Raw genomic sequence first — 23335 nt, 5'->3', positions numbered from 1 at the left:
TAATCTTTCATTCAATACTGTGTATTTAATAAGGTGCACCGGCTCAACCAATGCACACAATGGGCTAGCGCGTGAGCAGGCCAAATTGAGAAATCACGCTGTCAGTGCTCGCTTTTGGGATAATCGCGCCTTTATGCTGAATAACGCAGCCCGCCAGAGCATGCCCCATGAGCGCGCAGGTCTTAGGGGTTTGCGCTTGCAAGTAACCACTTAAAAAACCAGCGTTAAAGGCATCTCCTGCCGAGGTAGTATCCACGACATGACTCACAGGGATAGTTGGGATCAGCTCAGCGCTCGGTGCTTGACTAAAGTCTTGATATAAACAGCCTTGAGCCCCCATTTTTACGACAGCCTTGCTAACCCCTGCTTGCTGTAAGCGGCTTAAGGTGGCATGGGCATCAAGATCGCCCCACAAGTGTTGTTCATCATCATCTGTAACTAACGCTAAGTGAGTAATGGCCAACACTTGCTCATAACACGCCCTAGCTTGCTCTGGGCTTGACCATAATTTAGGGCGATAGTTGGTATCAAATACCAGCTCACAACCTTGTTGGCTGAGGCGTGTCAGCAGCGCAATTAGCGCCTCTTTATCAGCGTCAGGTAAAATCGCTAAACTAATGCCGCTTAAATAAATCACATCGCATTGTTCTAGGCTCTTGGCAACCTTGGCAAACTCAGGATGCTGCAACAAATAGCGGGCCGCGGACTGATTTCGCCAGTACATAAAGGTGCGCTCGCCTTGCTCATCCAATTGAATGAGATATAAGCCGGGCTGGCGCGTTTCATCTTGCAGTACTAACTGGGTATCGATTCCTTCTTGCTGCCAATGAGTCAGCATGCCTTGGCTTAATGGGTCGTGACCTAAGGCGCTTACATATTGCACCTTAACTTTGCCTTGGCTGGCTCTGGCTAGATAAATAGCGCTGTTTAGGCTATCGCCACCAAAGGTTTGCATCATGGCGCCAAACGGCGCGCCATTAAGCTCAATCATGCATTCGCCAATGAGCGCTATGCGTTTCATGCTTGTGCTCCTAAGTGGGCCACTTGAGGGCGCTCAAAATACTGCTTGGCATTGTGATAACAAATGTTTTCCACCATTTGTCCTAATAACGCCATATCATTGGGCGCTTCACCGTCATGCACCCACTGACCAAGCAAGTTACATAAAATGCGGCGGAAATACTCGTGGCGGGTATAAGACAGTAAGCTGCGTGAATCGGTGAGCATACCTACAAATTGGCTTAGTAAGCCTAATTGGGCTAATTGCTGCATTTGGCGCTGCATGCCATCTTTTTGATCGTTGAACCACCAACCTGAACCGAATTGAATCTTGCCCGCTATGCCTTCGCCTTGGAAGTTACCTATCATGGTGGCCAACATTTCGTTGTCCTTAGGATTTAAGCAATAGAGGATGGTTTTAGGCAGATTATCGCTCTTATCCATAGCATCAAGTAAGCGCGATAGCGGCAGGGCATAGCTTTGGTCGCCAATGGAGTCAAAGCCCGCATCGCCACCAAGGCGCACTAACATGCGGCTATTATTGTTGCGCTGCGCCCCCATATGCAGTTGCATTACCCAGCCAAGCTTGCAGTATTGCTCGGCGAGCCACACTTGCACGGCGGTTGAGAATTGCGCTACTTCGGTGTCAGTTAAGGTGTCACCGTTGAGGCGACGAGCTAACATGGCATCAAGGTTCGCTTCGGCAGGAATAGGCGCAAAACGCACTATTTCAATGCCATGGTCTGCTGCAAGGCAGCCATGTTGATTGAAATGCTCTAAGCGGCGGCTTAACGCATCACATAAATCGCTAAAACGCTGAATGTTAATGTCGGCCGACTCACCGAGCTTATGCATATAGTCAATAAAACCGTCATGCTCGATTTTAAAGGCGCGATCAGGTCGCCAGCTTGGCGCCACTTCAATATCAAAACTGCTGTCAGCGGCAATGGCTTTATGATGAATTAAGCTGTCTGCTGGGTCATCTGTAGTGCCCACCATCTTAACTTGCATCTGCTGCATTATGCCGCGCGCACTAAATTCTTCAGTGGCTAACAACTCATTGCATCTGTGCCAAATAGTTTCCGCTGATTGCGGGTTAAATAGGGTATCGGTAATCCCAAATGGACGGCGCAGCTCTAAATGTGTCCAGTGATACAGTGGGTTACCTATGGTCTTAGGCACAGTATTCGCCCACGCCAGATACTTGTCATAATCACTCGCATCGCCAGTAATTAAGCGCTCGCTCACCCCCGCGGTGCGCAGGGCGCGCCACTTGTAATGATCGCCCGCCAGCCAAATTTGGCTTAAGTTGTCAAAACGGCGGTTGTTGGCAATATCAGCAGGATTTAAATGACAGTGATAGTCATAAATCGGCATCTTAGCGGCATAGGTGTGATACAGGGTTTCTGCCGTGGTGTTTTGCAGTAAAAAATCGTCGCCTAAAAATGATTTCATGATAAGTCCTTGATGATCAGCGCGCTAAGGCATGAACTGTGGCTTTAGCACCTAAGTCCAGTAATTGCTGGTAGGCCGTTTCAACGGCATGAACGAAGCTTGGGTTTTGGCTAATCTCATGACCAAAAATAGCGTCGATAGCAAGCAGAGGCTTCACTACGCTGACATTGAGTCCATGTTCTTGATAAATGGCTTTAAATTGCGCCAGCATTGGGTCGCGCACATCTATGCTATTGCCTTGCTCATCTTGACCACTGACATAACGCATCCAGCCTGCTATGCCTAACGTCAGATGACGGTAGTGAGTTCCTTGCGCCAAGTGAAATTTGACGGAATCTATCATGCGCTGTGGCAGTTTTTGGCTGCCATCCATGGCGATTTGCCAAGTTTGGTGCTTAAGCGCTGGGTTCGTGAAGCGGGCAATTAACTGCTGCGCATAAGCCGCAATATCTGTGCCCTCAGGCATATTTAAGGTCGGCGCTTGCTCTAACAGCATCATGTTTAAGGCTGCTTGACGTAAATCTGGATTAGTCATGGTATCGGCAATATGTTCATAGCCGCTGAGATACCCTAAATAGGCCAGCAAGGAGTGACTGCCATTGAGCATCCGCAGTTTCATTTGCTCAAAAGGAATCACGTCATCCACAAATTGTGCTCCATCGACGACATCCCAGTTAGGGCGACCGTTAACAAACTTATCTTCAATCACCCATTGTCTAAATGGCTCACAAGCGATAGCGCATGGATCTACTACCCCAAGTTGCTCATTAATTTGGGCAAACATCTCATCGGTAGCGGCCGGTACTATGCGGTCAACCATAGTGCAAGGGAAGGTCACATGGTCATTTATCCATTCGGCCAGTTGTGGGTCTAAAGCCTTGGCAAAGCCAAGCACAGCGGCTTTGGCTACATGACCATTTTCTTGAACATTGTCACACGACATCACAGTAAACGGCTGCAAACCTGCGTCGCGGCGCATTTTAAGGGCAGTGACTAGGTAACCAATGGCCGATTGCGGTGCATTGGGATGCTGTAAGTCATGTTGGATTAAGCTGTTGTTAATATCTAACTGGCCGCTGGCAGGGTCAGCGCAATAGCCTTTTTCGGTAATGGTTAATGACACTATCGAGACTTGTGGCTCAGCCATCTTGGCCAGAATGGTGTCTATACCATCAAGCTTAGGGTGCAGCGCTTCAGTCACTGCGCCCACGATTTTAAGTAAGCTGGCATCACTGCCTTTTTCTGCCACGGTAAATAAATAATCTTGTTGCTTTAGGCTGGCTAATAATTCTTCGCCGCCAAATAAGTTAACTTCACATATGCCCCAATCCGATTGAGTCTTAGCTAACATCTCACTGGTATACAGCGCTTGATGAGCGCGATGAAAGGCGCCAAAGCCTAAATGGACTATGCGGCTTTTGAGCTGACTACGGTCAAAATTCGGCGTTACTACTGTTGCTGCTAATGGAGTATTGGCAATTGTTTTCATTTTTCTGTTTTCCTAACTGTTAGTTACCGTAGCCAAGAACTACACCAGGCAGCCATAGACTTAATTGGGGAATGTAAGTGACGGCCAGAAGCGCGAGCACCAGAGCACCATAAAAAGGCAGCAGAGGTTTAATCACTTTATCGATAGAAATTTTGGCGACTGAGCAGCCAATAAAGAGGGCACTGCCCACCGGCGGAGTACAAATGCCAATGGCTAAGTTAAAGGTCATCATGATGCCAAAGTGCACCGGATCTATGCCTATATTTAAAGCCACAGGTAAGAAGATAGGAGTGAAGATTAGTACCGCAGGCGTCATGTCCATAAAGATGCCAACAATCAAAAGAATAACGTTGATTAGTAGCAAGATCATCAAGGGGTTTTCAGACACAGCTAACAGCGCATCGGCAATCATGTAAGGGATGTCAGCATTCGCCATTGCCCAAGACATGCCCATAGAAGCACCAACCAGGAGTAATACGATAGAGGTGGTTACCGCTGATTCTAAAATAATCCCAGGTAACTGCCTAAATGACACTTCTTTATAGATGAGCACAGCGAGTATAAAGGTGTAGACCACGGCGATGGCAGAGGCTTCGGTAGCAGTAAAAATGCCGCCGATAATGCCGCCCATGATGATAAACACTAATAGCAATGAAGGCAGGGCTTTAACGGTAATGTCCCAGGCTTGCGCCATGGTTGGACGCGCAGCAACCGGATAACCGCGGCGTTTAGCAATAATGCCTGCCACTAACATTAAGCTTAAGCCCATGATTAAGCCTGGAATGTAACCGGCAAGGAACAAGGCGGCGACCGAGGTGCCGCCAGACACCAGTGAAAACACGATTAAGGTGTTGCTCGGCGGAATTAATAAGCCAGTGGGGCACGAGGTAATGTTTACCGCGGCGGAGAAGCCTTCATCGTAACCTTCTTTTTTCTGTAATGGCGCCATGGTGCCACCTACTGCGGCGGCTGATGCCACGGCAGAACCAGAGATTGAGCCAAACATCATGTTGGCCATGATATTCACATGAGCTAATGAGCCAGGTAAGCGGCCACACATGATTTTGGCTAAGTTAATCAAACGGGTGGCAATGCCGCCCTGATTCATTATGTTACCTGCCAAAATAAAAAACGGGATAGCCAGTAACGCAAAGTTATCTAGGCCAACGGCCATGCGCTGCGCCACCACAGTAATCGCGGTATCCCACGGCAAAGTCATGCCAATGGTTAGTAGTGATGATAAACCAATGGCGAAGGACACTGGAATGCCTAGCAGTAACAGCACAGCAAAGCTTCCAAACAGAGTGAGAATAATTTGCCAATCCATAATCTAATCCTTGTTATGTAAGCGATTTATGACTGCGCTTGCGGTTGTTTAATTAGGGTTGTTAGGAAGTAGAGCGAATAGAAAATCATTAAGATGCCGCTGATAGGTAAGCATAAATATACATACCCCATGGACATATTCAGCGCCGGCGTGACTTGCCCAGAGGCCAAGGTATTGAGCGTTAACGTCATACCGCCATACACTAAAACAATGGCGCTAAAGAGGGCGATGGCGATTTGAATTACGCCTTCTGCAATAGTTTTGCGCAGTCCTTTGAGGTGCATGGTCATAATATCAATCGCCAAGTGGCGTTTTTGACCTGTGGTATAGGCGGCGCCAATCATGGCCACCCACATAAATAGATAACGCGCTAATTCATCGGTCACAGTACTTGGTGCGCCGAGAATGTATCGTGAAATAACTTGCCAGATCACGCAGCAGACTAAGAAGCATGACAGCGAGATAGTAAAGAGCGCGAGCCCTCGGTTGACAGCATTGACAACAGTTTGCATGACATCGATCCTTAACTTTCAACTGGTCAACCAATTATCGTTGTTGTTGGTACCAATTTATTGGAGGAATTACGTTCGGTACGGATTATAGGCAGCGATAGCCGCATAAAACAGTGAGTAAAGCCACAATGTGACCAAGTTAACGCTCATGATGGCCAATGTGTGATGCTGGTCAACCAATTTGACATTTTGTTTTGACGAATGTGCCAATGCTGGTCATTATTTTAGCGAATCAGGTTGTTCCCGTGGATTGGGATACCAATATGGAGATAGGATGATGGCCCGTAAACTCTTGTTAAGTGCAATAATCGGTAGCGTGTTTGCTATGACAGCCACAGGCGTCACAGCAGCGACCACTTTGAAACTCAGTCATAACCACAGCCGTGATCATGCGGTACATCAAGTGATGACTGATATGGCAAAAGACGTTAGAGATCAAACTGATGGCGAAGTTAGGATCCGTATCTATCCCGATGCACAATTGGGCAACCAAAGAGAATCCATGGAGCTGATGCAAAACGGCGCCCTAGATTTAGTGAAAAGTAATGCTGCGGAATTAGAAGCCTTTGGTCCTGCTTATTCGGCGTTTAACCTGCCTTACTTGTTTCGTGACAAAGATCACTATTATCAGATTAAGTCCGGCGAAATTGGCAAAGAAATTCTTAACTCTACAGCAGATAAAGGCTTTGTTGGCCTAACTTACTACGATGCCGGTGCTCGCAGTTTTTATTCCAACAAGCCAATTGTTAAGCCTGAAGATTTAAAAGGCATGAAAGTGCGGGTGCAACCTAGCCCAACCGCTATTGCCATGATTAAATCCTTAGGTGGCAACCCAACGCCATTAGCCTACGGTGAGTTATATACCGCTATGCAACAAGGGGTAGTCGATGCCGCTGAAAACAACATACCCTCGTTTAGCTTGAGCCGCCACAGTGAAGTATCTAAGTATTTCAGCATTGATGAACATACTATGGTGCCGGACGTACTGGTGATTTCAACTAAGTCGCTGGCTAAATTAACCCCTGAACACCAACAAATTCTAATGACAGTGGCCGTTGAATCCGCTGAAAAAATGAAAGTGTTATGGGCTAAAGCGGAACAAACTGAGCAAGCTAAAGCAGAAAAATTAGGTGTAACCTTTGTGAGCACAGACAAAGAGGCGTTTGCCGCTGCGGTAGCTCCTATGTATCAGCAAATTCAAACCGATAATCCTGCACTGCATCAGATGATTGAGCGCATTAAAGCAGAATAAACTCGGCAAAGTTTTAGGTGAAAGTGATCTATATCTATTACCCTGAGCGCTGTTGGCGGAGTAGAGTACTGACTGACTCCTATAGATCACTTAGTTAAAGGTTAGAAATCAGAATTATTATGAATGTTGAACCTAAAAGAGCCTACCAAGAAGTTGGATTGTTATTAAAGCAACAACTGCTTGATGGTCAATACAAAATTGGTGAGCGCCTTCCACCCGAACGGGAAATCGCTGAGCATTTAGGTGTCAGCAGAACGTTAGTGCGCGAAGCATTAATTATGCTCGAACTACAAAATTTAATTGAAGTCCGTAAAGGCTCGGGTGTGTATGTGCTTAATTTACGCAGCGCCGAGCAAGAGTCTAAGACGCCTATGAATGTTGCAGGCCCATTTGAAATGTTGCAGGCGCGGCAATTACTAGAAAGTAATATTGCTGAATTTGCGGCAAGACAAGTGACGGCCTTTGATATTAGCGCCATGAAAAAAGCCTTAGTGTTAGAGCAGCAAGATTTGACTGGCCAGAGCGAAGGTGAGGGCGATAAGGCATTTCATTTGGCGGTCGCGGCGGCGACTCAAAATAGCACCTTAATAGAATTGGTGGAGCAGTCGTGGCAATGGCGTGATAATAATCCTATGTGGCAAAAGTTACATACGCGCATTTCTGATAGCCAATATCAGAATGATTGGATTGGCGATCACCAACTTATTTTAAATGCCATTATGCGTCGTAATCCGCACGCCGCTAAAAAAGCCATGTGGCAACATTTAGAAAATGTGAAATTGCGTTTAATGGAATTATCCGATGTTGACGATCCAGATTTTGATGGTTATTTATTTGATTCTTATCCAGTCGACATTAAAGAGTAGCAATGAAAAGTAACTAGTAATAATTAACAGTGGCCACAGATAATTGGCCACTGCTATCAAATTATTTAAATGCAATTTTCTCAGTGATTAAGTCTTTCTGCAATGAACTATCCAGCGGGTGACTTATTGGTTGTTGATAAATAAAATTCGCACATATTATTAATTTTATATCGTAAATATAATGGTAGGAAATAATCATGGAACAAACATGGCGTTGGTATGGACCGAAAGATCCAGTTTCTTTAGATGATATTAAACAAGCGGGCGCAACCGGTATTGTTAATGCACTACATCATATTGCCAATGGCGAAGTTTGGCCGGTAGAAGAAATATTAGCGCGTAAGGCAATCATTGAAGCGAAAGGCTTAACTTGGTCTGTGGTTGAAAGTGTCCCTGTCCATGAAGAAATTAAAACCCACAGCGGTAATTATCAATTATGGATTGATAACTATAAGCAGACTCTGATCAATTTAGCTAAGTGTGGCATAGATACTGTGTGTTATAACTTTATGCCCGTGCTGGATTGGACTCGCACCGATTTAGCCTATGTGTTACCAGATGGCTCACGGGCGCTGCGCTTTGATCAAATTGCTTTTGCCGCTTTTGAGTTGCATATACTAAAGCGTCCTAACGCTGGTGATGATTATAGCGACGCCGAAAAAGCGGAAGCGAAATCTTATTTTGATGCCATGACCCCAGAGCAAATTGTGCGCTTAACAGCGACTATTATCGCAGGTCTGCCAGGCGCTGAAGAAGGTTACACCTTAATAGAATTTCAAGCTCAGCTTGACCGTTATCAAGCCATAGATAAAGACTGTTTACGCCACAATATGGCTTATTTCTTAAATGAATTAATGCCTATTTGTGAGCAATACGGCCTGCGTATGGCGGTGCACCCTGACGATCCACCGCGCCCAATTTTAGGTTTGCCAAGAATTGTATCAACAATTGAAGATTTAGAGTGGCTAACCACTGCTGTGCCATCAGCGATGAACGGCATTACCATGTGTACTGGTTCTTACGGTGTGCGTGGTGACAATGATTTAGTCAATATGATTAAGCAATACGGCCCACGTATTTACTTTACGCATTTGCGTTCAACTAAGCGTGAAGCTAATCCAAAAACATTCCATGAAGCGGCGCATTTGGACGGTGATGTAGATATGTACAAGGTAGTGCTGGAAATTGTACGAGAAGAAGCGCGCCGTCAAGCGGCCGGTGATAACCGTCTTATTCCAATGCGCCCAGATCATGGTCATCAAATGATTGATGACTTAAAGAAGCAAACTAATCCAGGTTATTCTTGTATTGGCCGCTTAAAAGGTTTAGCAGAAGTTCGCGGTTTAGAGTTAGGTATTAAACGCGCGTTATTTGCTTAATTGTGATAAAGGCTGCTTAGGTAACTAATGCAGCCTTTTCTTTTGACGTTTATTAATAGTTAGTTGTTATATCATCAATTATTGCATCTATATAATTTAATGCTTGTGCGTTGTTTTAAAGCGTACCTCAAATTTGTCTAATGCTGTTTGTTTGCTGAATTTAATAAAACAGGTGCTATGTTTATTTCGGTAAATCTTGCGGCGACAAATACTATTGCAACCCCATTGTTGCACTAAATAAAATCATAACAGTTGTGTTTATTGTTTTCATAAAGGATGTGTCATGAATAAGCAGTTGTCATTATTATCTATAGCCATTGGTCTTGCATTTTCTTCTGCGTGTGTCAGCGCAAATCAAATCGAAAAAAATGCAGCAGATATTGCCGCCTTACAACAACAATTAAATACAGTGGCTGATGATATTCAATTCCATGGTTATATGCGCGCTGGTTTTGCGGTTAATGAAAATGGTTCGTCTGCAGGTAATGCCCCAATTAAAGCGGCTCACACCGATGGTTTTTATCGCTTAGGTGGCAGTGAAAGTAATTATGCCGCATGGAATTTAAGCAAGGGCTTTACGTCCGAATCGGGCGCGTGGGCTCGAGCCTATATTGGTTATGTGTATGAAGATAGAGATGCACGTCGCTGGCCATTTGATGGTCAGGGCGAAGCTAACTTTATGGAAAAAGCCTATGTCGAAATGGGCAACTTGGATTTCGCGCCAGAAGCAATTTTTTGGGGCGGACGCGTTAACTTCAGCCGCGATATTCATATGTTAGATTTGAAGTTATATGAAATCCGCTCACCAGGTGTGGGTGTGCGCGGCTTGAATTTAGGTGAGGGTAAGTTTGATGCCTTCGTGGTTGCCCATGAAGCCGATAACGATACAAAATATACCACGAGCGATGGAACCACCATTCAATATCAAGATGGTGCGCGCCCTGAAATCCTGACCTTGGGTACTGAATACACTATAGGTAACTGGTGGTTGACCGCAAGTGTGCAATCCAATAGTACGCCAGTGACTTTCCAAGTGACTGATACTTTTGGCACCAAACATAAAAGCACGGCTGCAGAAACGGGCGTGAGCGCCATGATCCATTACACCCAACCAAGTTTCTTTGGTTTAGGCGAAGGCCAAACTAAGTATGCAGTGCAATATGCACAGGGCACCTCGGCGGCAATGTTAGGCCGTATTGGTGATACCAATTTATCGAACAAAGATGGTCAAAATTATCGTGCTTCGATTGATGGCCGCATTCAGTTTGAAAATTGGGAAGTAAACACCGTCGTATTAGCGCAGCACAAGCAAGATCAACTGTTTGATGGCCATGAAAATACTTGGTACAGCGTTGGCGCGCGTCCAGCATATTACGTGACTGAAAACTTTGCGATGCAGTTTGAGGCTGGCTACAACTGGAGTGATTTCTCTAACGGTGTGCAATCCACTTCAGGTGGTTTAGCCACCTTTACCATAGCGCCAACGTTAAAGCTCAAGTCTATGATGTCAGCTCGCCCTGAAATCCGCTTGTTTGCCACCTTTGCTAAGGCCACTGGGGATTACAATGTCGGTAATATCGGCGGCTACAATGACCAGCAACATGACGCCTTTATATTTGGCGCCCAAGTAGAGACTTGGTTCTAAGTGCTGCCGCGCCTTCTACTACCAAGAGTGGGGAAGGCGCTAATCTCGTCAGTATGACCACCTTTGCGCTGCTTGAGTTCGGATGGATTGCACATTTATCCTTGAACCTTTCCCTGACTGAATTTTTGCTTCAGATCAGGGATTTTTTTGATTAATCATTGACGAAATTTTCTGTATCCACACTTATCATCACTTAGTCAATCCGCTCGAATGCTGGCCCTTTATTTTCCTGCTAAATCCATCTTTAATTAACAGATGACAAGGATGTGAGGATAGCCGCTATGTGCCGATTTTTAACCTATTCAGGTCCTGCGACTGTAATGTCGCCCTTAGTGTTTGAAGCGTCTAATTCACTGGTTAGCCAAAGTAAATACGCCCAAAAGCGCACTGTGCCCACCAATGCTGATGGCTTTGGTTTAGGCTGGTATCCGCTGCATGATGACCCCATTCCCGCCACCTTTGTGAATGTTGACCCCGCTTGGAGTAATCGCAACTTAGCTATGATTGCGAGCAAGTTGCACACTAAACAGTATTTTGCCCATGTGCGTGATGCATCCCGCGGTATGCCGGTCAGCCAAGCTAACTGTCATCCATTTCAACATATGCAGTATCTATGGATGCATAACGGCTGTTTAGAGCAGTTTGATTGCTTTCGGCGCACCTTGCTTAATAGCTTATCTGATAGGGCATTTAGCTTAATCAAGGGCAACACTGACTCTGAATACGCCTTTGCGCTCTTTATGGATAAATTAGAATTTAACCCGGCAGCTACGGTAAGCGATCTTGAAGCGGCAATGGTGGCGACCATAGATAAAATCATGCAAATCCGCACAAGTTGCGGCGCCAATAACAATGCCTTATTGAATTTTGCGGTGACTGATGGGGTTAATACCTTAGTGACTCGCTTTGCTACATCGGCCAGCGCCCGACCGGCGTCACTGTTTATTGGCCAAGGCCAATTAGTCAGCGATCAGGGGCAAATCCAATTACGCCCCAGTACTGATACCAGCGAAGCTTGCGTGATCGTCAGCTCCGAACCCTTAACCCAAGACAGTGAGCAATGGCACAAGGTCATGCGTAATCATATCGTGATTGTCAGTGAAGATTTACGTATCAGTCAACGGCCAATCCCTGTGGGCCATCAAAGCCTGTGAATCATGGCGCTAGGACCGCAATGTTGCGATTTGAGCGGTTTTGACTCCTCTTAAGCCTATTATTACGCTTTTCTTGCGGTATGAGTCACTGGCATGGGAAATGGTCATTTCATAATAAAGTCAGAGGTTAATTGTGAACAACTTCACGGAATACTTGTTTAATAACTCGTGATTGGCGAGAGCGATTGTCGCGGTACGTTTTTTGGGCTAGCTTGATGACCAGTCACTGACAACAGTCCAACAGCAAATTTCTATCATGGCGATGGGTTAAATTTTTTGTTGCTTCTGACTGCATGTGCTCTTAAGGAAGGGGGCAAGCTGACAATGAAGATCACCGCTGCAGAACGCCGATTAATGTTTATGGAAATGCTGGCCTATTGGCAGGGCTATGCCCGCAATACCGATTTACAGCGACAATTTGGCATCACTCGTCAACAAGCCTATCAAGACTTTCAAGAGTATCAGCACCGTTTTCCTGACAGTTTACATAAGCAACAACTCGGTTATTGTTTTGCCTCAGAGGCCCAGCCTCAGCTGATCCACTGTGAGTTAGCAACCTACTTAGATTGGTTAGTCACTAAAGAATTCAATGTAAGCCCGCAGCCGTCCACTCAACTTGGCACTTTTGTCTTAGCCATTCCCTCTCGGCAAGTTTCCCCCAGAGTCATTGCCGCATTGACTCATGCCATCGCACATCAATTAAGGTTGGAAGTAGGTTATGTGTCGTTATCGAATCCTGATTGGGATGGCCGAATTTTTCATCCGCACACCTTTGTAAAAACAGGCTTACGCTGGCATGTCAGAGGGTATTGCGAAAAATCAAGAAATTACCGCGATCTCGTATTAAGTCGCTGCCGTGGTGAAGTTGAATTACTAGAAGCATCTACCCACGGAATTGACGCGGATATTGCGTGGCATACCATGATTGAATTAATCATTAGCCCTGATCCTCGACTCAGTTCCGCCCAGCAAGCGGTGATTGCCCATGACTATCAAATGCAGCATGGCCGTTTGGTGATCCCTGTGCGTGCCGCGTTGGCTAACTACCTGCTGCAAGATCTGCAAATTAACCCTAAATATCTTGATGGCACCCCTGAAGCTCAGCAATTGGTACTGGTTAACCGAGCTGACATTAAACCTTGGCTTTTTGATGATTAGTCTGCATCAACGCCCTTCAATTGGCAGGGAAGGTCAAGTGACTTTACCTGAGGATTTTTACAGGATTGTTAGTCAGTTTTTTATCACTAAATTGGCAAGCAGCGCCATGACTAAATTAACGGCAGAATACTGATTATGGATAATTTTTCACCCTCGGACTTAAAAGCTATATTGCACTCAAAGCGAGCCAATATCTACTACCTCGAATATTGCCGCGTGATGCAAAAAGATGGTCGCGTGCTTTATTTGACCGAAGCAGACAAAGAGAATCTTTACTTCAATATTCCGATTGCCAACACCACCGTACTCATGCTCGGCAACGGCACCTCCATTACTCAAGCTGCAATGCGCATGCTCTCACAGGCTGGCGTATTAGTCGGATTTTGTGGCGGTGGCGGTACGCCACTGCACACGGCTTGCGAGGTGGAATGGTTCACGCCGCAGAGCGAATATCGCCCAACGGAATACTTACAAGGCTGGCTGTCATTCTGGTTTGATGATGAAAAACGCTTGGCCGCCGCCAAACAATTTCAAAACGCACGGATTGATTACTTGCAGCGAGTTTGGCGTTCTGACCGAGAATTAGCGCTTGAGAAGTTTAATCTGCAAGATGAAGTGATAAAGCAATCCCTTGATATCTTTCACCAACGTACTGAAGCCGCGAGTAAACCAGCCGATCTGCTCCTCACTGAAGCGCAACTCACCAAAGCCCTGTACAAATACGCTGCCCATAATACTGGCAAAGACGGTTTTACGCGTCAGCATCAGCCGGATAAAAAATACACCGACAAAGCCAACGATTTTCTCAATCACGGCAACTATTTAGCCTATGGGCTTGCGGCAAGCTGCCTGTGGGTGCTTGGCATTCCGCACGGCTTTGCCGTCATGCATGGCAAAACCCGCCGTGGTGCCTTGGTATTTGATGTCGCGGACTTAATTAAAGATGCCATTGTGTTGCCGTGGGCTTTTGTTTGCGCCAAAGAGAACGCCAGCGAACAAGAGTTTCGCCAACAAATTCTGCAAGCCTTCATCGAACACAAAGCGCTCGATTATATGTTCGACACAGTGAAACACGTCGCACTGCAAGGCAAAGAGGATGAAGCGCGCGAGGCACACCAATTATGATGGTCACCTTTGTGAGTCAATGCGAGAAAAACGCCCTCAAGAAAACCCGCCGTGTACTGGATGCTTTCGCCAACCGGATTGGCGATAACACCTGGCAAACCCTCATTACCGAAGAAGGGTTACTCACGGTGAAAAAAATGCTTCGCCAAACCGCCAGCCGCAGCACTGCTGTTAGTTGCCACTGGATCCGCTCCCGTTCGCGCAGCCAGTTTTTGTGGGTGGTGGGTAACAATAAGAAATTTAATAGTGAGGGATATGTGCCAGTGAATAGTACTTCTGCTGATTTGAACCCAAAACAACATTTTTATTTAAATACCAATGTCATTGCGTTGTTGGCTCAATTGGCAGGCTTTTTTCATGATGTAGGGAAAGCAATTGCTTTGTTTCAACAGAAGCTCATATCATGTAGTCAAGGAATAGCTTATGAGCCATATCGACATGAATGGGTGTCATTAAGAATTTTTCAGGCCTTTGTTAATGAGGATAGCGACCAAGCTTGGTTGGCTAGACTAGCAGACATTAATCATAGTACAGAGTCATTTGTACTTGAAAATTTAAATGGGCTAAGAGATGGAATTGCTAAGAACCCTAAGAATCCTTTTGAATACCTACCGCCTTTGGCAAAGTTGGTTGCATGGCTAATAGTCTCACATCACAAGTTACCCCAGTACCCAAAAGGAGGGGATAACCCGCCAGTATTTGAAAATTCGCAATTATGGTTATCAAAGTTATTTGAAGCTTGTTGGAATTCACCTCAATGCTTAAACACTGATTGGTCTAAAGCAAACATCGAAGAAAATTGGAGTTTTCCATATGGGACACCATTTAAAAGTGCTCAATGGCAAACACAAGTCAGTATTGTTGCTAAAGAAATATTAAAAGAAGACCGTTGTTTTACAGGTTGGTTTAACCAACATTTTACGATGCACTTATCTAGACTCTCACTCATGTTGGCCGATCATTATTATTCATCCCTCAAAGATACAACGCCAGAATGGCAAGATCGTAACTATCATGCATATGCCAACACAGATAAAGATGAAAACGGACAAAAGTACCGAAAACAGAAGCTTGACGAGCATAATATAGCCGTCGGACATCACGCTAAGCGAATTGCAAAAGTTTTGCCTCAACTACGTGATGATTTGCCTGCATTGATAAGAAATAAAGAGCTATCAAGAAAAGTGCCGAAAGAATATAAAGATAGTTTTGGTTGGCAAGATGATGCTTATGAACTTTCTAAATCATTGCATGAAGACTCTAAAAAATATGGTTTTTTTGGTGTTAGCATGGCCTCAACAGGTAAGGGGAAGACACGTGCTAATGCTCGGATCATGTATGGTGTCTCAGGAGAAACGAATTGCAGGTTTAGCATTGCGCTCGGTTTAAGAACACTAACCCTACAGACAGGTGACTCTTTAGAGAAGGATTTAAAACTCAATAAAGACGAACTTGCAGTGTTAATCGGCTCTCAAGTAGTGAAAGATTTACACCAGCAATCTCGCCAACCAGAAATGAGTATTGAAGAAAGCTATGGTAGCGGCTCTGCCGAACCTTTGTTAAAAGATGAAGTTGCACTTAAAGAAAATTTACCAGAGTACACTGGAGTATTAGCCAAGTGGCTTAAACATGACCCTAAAATGTTAAAGTTGATACAGGCGCCTGTATTGGTTAGTACCATAGATTATTTAATGCCAGCAACCGAAGGTGTTCGCGGTGGTCGCCAAATTGCGCCAATGCTCCGGTTGCTATCTTCGGATTTGGTGCTAGATGAACCTGACGACTTCGGTTTAGAGGATTTGCCCGCGCTATGCAGGTTAGTTAATTGGGCAGGTATGCTCGGCTCAAGAGTGTTATTATCTACTGCCACCATTTCACCCGCCTTAGCAAAATCACTTTTTACAGCTTATCAAGCTGGTCGCAAACATTACACACAAGTGAATGGCGAGCAAGGAGAAACAACGGAAATTTGCTGTGCTTGGTTTGATGAATTTAATAAGCCAAGTTCCGCAATCATTTCAGATGTAAAAGCGTATCAAGAAACACATAATAAATTTGTTGAAAAACGTATAAAGAATCTTACCACTAAAACAAAACCGCTGCGCAAGTCAGCAATCATTCCAATGCAACCAATTCTAGAATTGTTGCCAAGTCAATTAATGGCAAAGCAAATCAGGCAATCCATTATCGCACTACATGAACAACATTCCGTGAAGGTTGAGAGCAAGAATGTATCAATTGGCTTAGTGCGTTTGGCCAATATATCGCCATTGGTTGCAATAGCAAAATGGTTATTTGCACAAGATGCGCCAAGTGATTATGTTATCCACTACTGTGTCTATCACAGTCAATTTCCATTGTTGCAGCGTTCAAAAATAGAAAAGCAACTTGATAAGGCATTAACACGACATGACGAAGCCGATTGGCTAAATAACAGTGGTTTTAAAGAGTTAGTCGAAACATCAGTCGAAAATAATCATATTTTTGTTGTGCTAGCAACTGCGGTTGCTGAGGTAGGGCGTGATCATGACTATGATTGGGCAGTCGTCGAGCCAAGTTCAATGCGTTCAATTATTCAATTAGCAGGACGTGTGCAAAGACATCGACAAAGCATACCAGCAACTGAAAACATTCATATATTGTCAAAAAACTACAAGGGTTTAAAAGGCAAATCTCCTTGTTTCGAAAAACCAGGTTTTGAAGCTAAACCCTTGTTATATGCACATCGGGATTTATTGGAATTGAACTGCGAAACTGAATTAAAACAAGTCACAGCAATCTCCAGAATTAAAACGCTGACAAGCTCTCCACATTTTGAAAAACCTAAACAAACAGGCGATAAACCCAAATTTCTGGTATTCAATGAATTAGAGCATTTTTCACAGAGTTTGCGGTTAGAAGGGAGTGCAAATGAGCAAAATTGTGCGGCCCAGTGGTGGAAAAATGAAGCGACCTGGTGTGGTGAAATTCAGCGTATTCAGCCTTTTAGAAAATCCGAACCAACAGCGGACTACAAAATAACTTTTAACCGAAGCGGCAAACCCGTTTGGCAAAAGAAAGTACCTAAGTCATCACCAGCAGAATTTTTAAATACCGATGATTTTGCCAAACAACCTGAAGAAATGAATATGGCGGTTGGTAATAGGGTTTGGGGAAATTTTGATTTAAAAGAAGAAATACGATTATTAAGTGAACGGCTAAGCATGGTTGAGAGTACAGTATTGGAAAAATTTACGCATTTGTCGTTAAGAATATTAAATGCTGATAACGGGGATCAATGGCAATGTCACCCAGTGTTGGGTGTTTATCAAAATTTAAAAGGAGATGAATATGGAGTTGAGTGAGCAAGACATTTCGAGTGCACTTGCTGATAAATTCATAGTTTATTTGGCAGAACGCAGAGATTCAAAAGAAGAAGCATTTTTAAAATCGAAGATTAAAAGAAATAAACAAGGAAAAGTTACCAATGGAGCAATAGTTGAGTGCGTCATTATTCAACTTGAAAAAGTGCTGCCAGCAGATAAGGTTAAAACATTAAAAGCAGAGATAAAAAAGCTAAAAAAATCTAAGGAACAAACTGCTCTAGAGTTTCAAAGGAAAAAACTAGAAGATCTTTTAAAATGGAGTGGTGAAGTTCTAACCGATCCATTATTGATTAATTTAAAACAAGAGCTTTTTGACTTTGTAATTAAAAATTCAAAAGATCACGAACCTGTTGAGTGGTTGAATAATTGGGCGCAAAAAGCTAAAGATATTAGTTTTGCAACACATGTTGGTAAGCTCACACATTCAAGTAGTAAAAGTTCCAGTATATTTGATGCTACGACAGATATAAATAACAAATATTTATCTACTAACACACTTAAATCTCTTGCGATTGATACAGCTTCATCTAATGCTGCGTCACTTCCTGTTGCGGATGTATTAAATTTGAGTGTGGCTGGTGTGAGCTTACTAGACAGGATTAAAGAGGGAGATGGTTCATTTTTTAGTTTATTTACGGAAAATCAAAGTTTAATTGATAATTGGCTCAATCAATTTAAACAGGCGTTTGATAGTTCTAGTAAACAAAGTTATTTTCTATCCAAGCAAGTTTATTTTCCAATTGCTAATGATGAGTATCACCTATTGCTACCATTAATCTCATCGTCATTGGCTCATGAATTACATTTAGAGCACAAGAAGCGTTGGGATGAACCTTTCAAAACGGCCTTTGAACAGAAGGGTAATAAAAAATATTCAGATCAAGTAGTTGCTACTTATCCTAACAAAGCTAGTTTGCATGTTACTGGCTCGAATCACTCAAATGCTTCTTCGTTAAACGGTAAGCGAGGAGGGCGTATTTCATTAATGGCTGCATTACCGCCACAATGGAATGCAAAGCTACCTTCCTATTCGGAACACCAATCGATATTTTCTAGGTCACTCGCCTATGAGTTATGGGATGAAATAAGTGAATTATCTAGCTACTTACTCTTACTTAAAAACAAAGAGCTGAGTGTGAGTGAACCCAAACGAAATGCCGCAATTTTAGCAAAGCTGAGTGCAATTAATGGTCAATTCTTCAACTTTATTGAGGCAGTTAATAATTCTGAATCAGACATCGGTTGGACGCTAACTAGTAAATTAGACATAGAGTATCAAGTTTTGTTTGAACCTTGGCGTGATGATGAAGCTGCTTTAGACCTCAAAAAAAATAACGATTGGCAAAATAAAATTAGTCAAGATTTTGGCCGTTGGCTGAATCAACAGCTCAACAAAAATAAGCAACTAAAGCTTACACCCATTCAGGCAGCATTGTGGGCTGATTGCTTTTTGCTTGACCTCAAGGAATTTTTCGCAATAAAGGAGGTTGAACTATGAGCCAATATTTGGTGTTAAGCCATATTGAAGTACAGAATGCTAATTCTATCGCGGGATTTACATGGGGCTTTCCAGCAATAACTGGATTTTTAGGTTTTACGCATGCGTTAAGCAGGAAAATTTCACAGCAGTTTGGTGGCGAATATGATACCGCTCTAAGCGGTTGTGTAGCGATATCAAACACGTATCAAAATAAAGTTTATCAACCCAAGCAATACGCAGACTTTGAGTTTATTCAAAGTCGTAACCCGCCAGTTCTTGGAAAAAACAAAAATGGTAAGAAAGTACCTGTAATCGAAGAAGGAAAAATGAACCTAACCGTCAGTCTGGTAATTGAATTAGATAAGCAGTTATTACTGACAGACGAGCTGATCAAGCAATTCGAACGAACAGTTGTAGATTATTGTTACCAGCTGCGTTTAGCTGGTGGTTCTATTTTGAATATCAAGCAGGCTAAATTGTTGTCGGCAAGTACAAGCGAACAACAAGCCATGATGCTAAAAAAAATTAAACGACTAGCTATGCCAGGTTTTGTATTGCTTGATCGTAGTGCTGATTTAGAAGAGTACTATCAAAACTTGTTAGCTACTAACGATTATTCAGAAGACGTTCAACCCGCTTTGTTTGATGCTTGGTTAGATTTTTGCGCATTAAAAAGTAAAGCGGTACCAAAGCTGGCTGAAGGTCAAACCGAACCAGCTATGGAGACTGATGCAGACTGGAATTATCAGCCTAAACCAAAAAATGGTTATTTAGTTCCATTAATGACAGGCTATAAGGCAATTAGCCAAGTTTATGAAGCTGGGAAAGTTGCAAATACGCGAGATAACACTACGTCAAGCTGTTTTGTTGAAGCTATTCATTCAGTCGGCGAATGGAAGGGGCTACATTCTCTAACCTCAATAAATTCTGCTATGTGGAGGTATCACCATGATGGGCAGTGGTATCTTTGTTGGCAAGGTTCAAACGCAGTTGAGCCTGATAATCAAGCTTCTGATTCAACTCAAACTAATGAAGTAATACAAACTCTTAATTTTGAAGATGCACTAAATAATTGGTAAGGAATACAAAAATGACAATTTCAAATGTACCCAGCGTTTTAGCTTTTGATCGTAAATTAGAACCCTCTGATGCCTTGATGTTTTCTGGGTGTTGGTGTGACACGGGTGATGACAAAAAGTGGGCTCCGATAAAGCTTTTTGAGCGCCGTAATCGAGCGGTCAAAAGTAACTTTAGTCAGGAAGTGCTAAATGATGAAGAAGAATTACAAAAACAAATAACAGAAGCAAATCTATCGTGGGGAGATGATGCCGCGTTGCATCACAATCATGATACGTTAAAGGTCAGTTTTAGTTTACGTGTTATAGCCGGGCTCGCGAAACCATCGGTTTGTAACGATACAAATTTTGAAGCTAGATACAGAGAAAAGATTTCTGCTTATGTAGAAACAGGGTTAGGTGAATTGGCAAACCGTTATGCTTATAACATCGCTAATGGTCGATTTTTATGGCGTAATCGTGTAGGTGCTTTGGGGGCTAAAATAATTGTTTCCCATTCAAGCCTTGATAAGCCGCTTGTATTTAACGCTTATGACTTCTCATTACATCAAACAACCAGTGATAACCCTGAGCTAGAGACGTTAGCCAATCTAATTCACCAAGGTTTGGGCGGCGCTGAAAATATATTACTAAAAATAAATGCATTTGTTCAATTAGGTGATCAGCAACGAGTTTGGCCTTCTCAAGAAATGGTTTTGAATTCACCCAAAGGTTCTAAAAGTCGACATTTGTTCAACTTAAATGGCCAAGCAGCAATGCACTGCGAGAAAATAGGCAACGCACTTAGAACTATTGACGACTGGTATCCAAATGCAACTAGCCCTATCGCAGTTGAAGCGTATGGGACAGTTACACAACGTGGTGTTGCATATCGTTCGAGTCGTAATGACTTCAAAACCTTATTGTTAGCGTGGTTGAACGAAGCTGACGATAGTGTTCAACTGGTGACAGATAATAAGCACTTTGTAGCAGCAATGTTAATCCGCGGCGGTGTATTTGGTGAAAGTGCAGGCGATGGCGACGCAGACAATTAAGGAGCCACTATGAATTTTTATATTGAGCTTCAACTCTTGCCAGATCAAGAAGTTAACCTTGGCTACATATGGCAAAACGTCTTTCAACAGGTTCATATTGCTTTGGTGGAGCACAAAGTGGCGAGCAACCAATCTCTGGTTGCGGTCGGTTTTCCTGATTATCGTCAAGCGCAATTCCCGCTTGGCAGTAAGTTGCGTCTCTTTGCAAAAGAGCCAGCGACACTGGAAAAGTTGGATATCCACCGCTGGTTAACTCGGTTAGAAGACTATGTGCACATCAAAGGGATCAAACCCGTACCAAGCGATGTAACTTACGTAAGCTTTGTACGCCAGCAGGTGAAATCACCCGAACGAATAGAGCGGGATATGCAGCAAAAAGCCGCACTATGGGCAGCAAAATCCGACAAACCGCTGGCGGAATGCTTGGCGGCTTTGCAACAAAGCAAACCGACAGCATTGTGCTCTTTGCCGTTTATTTACTTGCATAGCCAGCAAACTAAGCAACGTTCACCTGAAAAAAACAGCAAGTTCCCGCTTTTTATTCAGATGGAGCAGCAAAGTACATCGCAAGATGGTAGCTTTGATTGCTATGGTTTGAGCAGCAAAACGCATGGACAGTCAGTATTGGCTACCGTACCGCACTTTTAAATTGAACGAAAATGGAAGTTTTTACCCATTATTTTTGCTCTTTAAAAATGTGCTTTAAATACAAGTGGTTGCAATAGGTGAGTTTTAACAAGGTAAAAAGATGATTTTTACCCTAACAGCCTGTTGCAGCTTATTTTTATTAGTTTATTCTATTGTTCACTGCCGCACAGGCAGCTTAGAAAGATACGGGTGCCATGTAATAACATCAACAAAGGTTCACTGCCGCACAGGCAGCTTAGAAAGCTTTGCAAGCTGAAGCTTCGGCAATGTTAGCGTTCACTGCCGCACAGGCAGCTTAGAAAACTAAAAATATTTTCGCGTCATCGGATTGGAAGTTCACTGCCGCACAGGCAGCTTAGAAATTGAGCCCAAACAGCGATTAATCGCAATGCTTGTTCACTGCCGCACAGGCAGCTTAGAAAATGAAGTTAAGCAGCAATTGATTGGCGCTAAAGTTCACTGCCGCACAGGCAGCTTAGAAAAAGAGTTCCGCAAGGTTGCCTCTGGTATGGCTGTTCACTGCCGCACAGGCAGCTTAGAAATTCACGAACTGGATGATGTACTGCTTAAAAACGTTCACTGCCGCACAGGCAGCTTAGAAAGTTGAGTCGGTGAGATGCATGATAAACCCAGCGTTCACTGCCGCACAGGCAGCTTAGAAATAATCCACAAAATATTATATTGTTCTGACTCAGTTCACTGCCGCACAGGCAGCTTAGAAATAAACAAGTGGTTACGGCCTACGGGGATAAGTGTTCACTGCCGCACAGGCAGCTTAGAAATAGCCATAAACGCCCGTCAACATCTCGACTACGTTCACTGCCGCACAGGCAGCTTAGAAAAATGGCCCGCAATGGGTAATGCCTTCGTATGCGTTCACTGCCGCACAGGCAGCTTAGAAAACCGATATCAAACTCAATGCTGGTACTCGCGTGTTCACTGCCGCACAGGCAGCTTAGAAACCACAACAGCTAAGTCCAAGGACGTGCATAAGGTTCACTGCCGCACAGGCAGCTTAGAAAACACTATCGCCACGACGGTAGCGATCTGTTTGGTTCACTGCCGCACAGGCAGCTTAGAAATTTGATGGCCAAGCTCAACAATCCATCCGTGAGTTCACTGCCGCACAGGCAGCTTAGAAAGCAAGATTAAGAGCTAGGGGCTTTCAAAAAAAGTTCACTGCCGCACAGGCAGCTTAGAAACAGGGACTCTAATGCCTGGGCTTTCTCTTTGGGTTCACTGCCGCACAGGCAGCTTAGAAACTTTTCGAACAGCTATTACATGATATTGGAGTGTTCACTGCCGCACAGGCAGCTTAGAAAATGCGCGAGTGATCGCTTAGGGCATCGTATGAGTTCACTGCCGCACAGG

17 protein-coding genes and 1 CRISPR repeat array (1 of these 18 only partly in view) are annotated in these 23335 nt (G+C 43.9%); of the genes, 12 read left to right on the top strand and 5 right to left on the bottom strand.

The annotated features are described in order from the left end of the window. Positions 1-64 precede the first annotated feature (64 nt). From FJQ87_RS12435 to FJQ87_RS12415, 5 genes are read right to left on the bottom strand one after another with little or no spacing between them, the layout of a single operon-like run. The gene (locus FJQ87_RS12435) at positions 65-1021 is read right to left on the bottom strand and encodes a sugar kinase (protein WP_140932897.1); all 957 of its coding nucleotides are present in this window, start codon (positions 1019-1021) and stop codon (positions 65-67) included. Then, entirely contained in the window at positions 1018-2454 is a 1437-nt protein-coding gene (gene uxaC, locus FJQ87_RS12430; protein WP_140932896.1) for a glucuronate isomerase, read from the bottom strand. Before uxaC ends, FJQ87_RS12435 begins: the two co-directional genes overlap by 4 nt. A 16-nt stretch (positions 2455-2470) precedes the next feature. Continuing rightward, a complete protein-coding gene (locus FJQ87_RS12425) occupies positions 2471-3943 on the bottom strand; it encodes a fructuronate reductase (protein ID WP_140932895.1) in 1473 nt (490 codons plus the stop codon). A gap of 19 nt (positions 3944-3962) precedes the next feature. Next, complete coding sequence (locus tag FJQ87_RS12420) at positions 3963-5270, bottom strand: TRAP transporter large permease subunit (protein ID WP_140932894.1); 1308 nt, start codon at positions 5268-5270, stop codon at positions 3963-3965. Positions 5271-5296: 26 nt separating this feature from the next. Further along, positions 5297-5782 (bottom strand): TRAP transporter small permease, encoded by a 486-nt coding sequence (locus FJQ87_RS12415; protein WP_140932893.1) that lies wholly within the window; start codon positions 5780-5782, stop codon positions 5297-5299. Between the two features lie 274 nt (positions 5783-6056). Between FJQ87_RS12415 and FJQ87_RS12410 the strand changes: the two genes are divergently transcribed. The 12 genes from FJQ87_RS12410 to cas6f all read left to right on the top strand — a co-directional run bounded on the left by FJQ87_RS12410 (position 6057) and on the right by cas6f (position 21964). Continuing rightward, positions 6057-7034: a TRAP transporter substrate-binding protein gene (locus FJQ87_RS12410; protein WP_140932892.1), complete on the top strand. Its 978-nt coding sequence runs from the start codon at positions 6057-6059 to the stop codon at positions 7032-7034. Positions 7035-7153: 119 nt separating this feature from the next. Continuing rightward, on the top strand, positions 7154-7900 hold the full coding sequence (locus tag FJQ87_RS12405; protein ID WP_140932891.1) for a GntR family transcriptional regulator: 747 nt from the start codon (positions 7154-7156) through the stop codon (positions 7898-7900). 197 nt (positions 7901-8097) lie between these two features. Then, complete coding sequence (uxuA, locus tag FJQ87_RS12400) at positions 8098-9279, top strand: mannonate dehydratase (protein WP_140932890.1); 1182 nt, start codon at positions 8098-8100, stop codon at positions 9277-9279. A gap of 283 nt (positions 9280-9562) precedes the next feature. Further along, positions 9563-10924: a carbohydrate porin gene (locus FJQ87_RS12395; protein WP_140932889.1), complete on the top strand. Its 1362-nt coding sequence runs from the start codon at positions 9563-9565 to the stop codon at positions 10922-10924. Between the two features lie 281 nt (positions 10925-11205). Further along, positions 11206-12078 (top strand): class II glutamine amidotransferase, encoded by an 873-nt coding sequence (locus FJQ87_RS12390; protein WP_140932888.1) that lies wholly within the window; start codon positions 11206-11208, stop codon positions 12076-12078. Between the two features lie 324 nt (positions 12079-12402). Beyond that, on the top strand, positions 12403-13236 hold the full coding sequence (locus tag FJQ87_RS12385) for a WYL domain-containing protein (RefSeq protein WP_206194344.1): 834 nt from the start codon (positions 12403-12405) through the stop codon (positions 13234-13236). Between the two features lie 135 nt (positions 13237-13371). Next, positions 13372-14361, top strand: a complete 990-nt coding sequence (gene cas1f, locus FJQ87_RS12380) for a type I-F CRISPR-associated endonuclease Cas1f (RefSeq protein WP_140932887.1) — start codon at positions 13372-13374, stop codon at positions 14359-14361. Beyond that, positions 14358-17705, top strand: coding sequence for a type I-F CRISPR-associated helicase Cas3f (gene cas3f / locus FJQ87_RS12375; protein ID WP_140932886.1), 3348 nt, complete (start codon positions 14358-14360; stop codon positions 17703-17705). Before cas1f ends, cas3f begins: the two co-directional genes overlap by 4 nt. Continuing rightward, positions 17692-19224 (top strand): type I-F CRISPR-associated protein Csy1, encoded by a 1533-nt coding sequence (gene csy1 / locus FJQ87_RS12370; RefSeq protein ID WP_168195190.1) that lies wholly within the window; start codon positions 17692-17694, stop codon positions 19222-19224. Before cas3f ends, csy1 begins: the two co-directional genes overlap by 14 nt. After that, the gene (csy2, locus tag FJQ87_RS12365; protein WP_140932884.1) at positions 19221-20285 is read left to right on the top strand and encodes a type I-F CRISPR-associated protein Csy2; all 1065 of its coding nucleotides are present in this window, start codon (positions 19221-19223) and stop codon (positions 20283-20285) included. The genes csy1 and csy2 overlap by 4 nt, the downstream gene beginning before the upstream one ends. An 11-nt stretch (positions 20286-20296) precedes the next feature. Further along, positions 20297-21316: a type I-F CRISPR-associated protein Csy3 gene (gene csy3, locus FJQ87_RS12360; protein ID WP_140932883.1), complete on the top strand. Its 1020-nt coding sequence runs from the start codon at positions 20297-20299 to the stop codon at positions 21314-21316. Between the two features lie 9 nt (positions 21317-21325). Next, a complete protein-coding gene (cas6f, locus tag FJQ87_RS12355) occupies positions 21326-21964 on the top strand; it encodes a type I-F CRISPR-associated endoribonuclease Cas6/Csy4 (RefSeq protein ID WP_140932882.1) in 639 nt (212 codons plus the stop codon). A 154-nt stretch (positions 21965-22118) separates the two neighbouring features. Next, a CRISPR array of direct repeats spans positions 22119-23335; the repeat unit is 28 nt; unit sequence GTTCACTGCCGCACAGGCAGCTTAGAAA; it runs 6071 nt beyond the window's last position.

It is taken from the genome of Shewanella sp. SNU WT4, from assembly GCF_006494715.1.
Lineage (GTDB): Bacteria > Pseudomonadota > Gammaproteobacteria > Enterobacterales > Shewanellaceae > Shewanella.
Note: the sequence above shows the minus strand (reverse complement) of the source record. Positions and strands in the feature narration are given on the sequence as shown.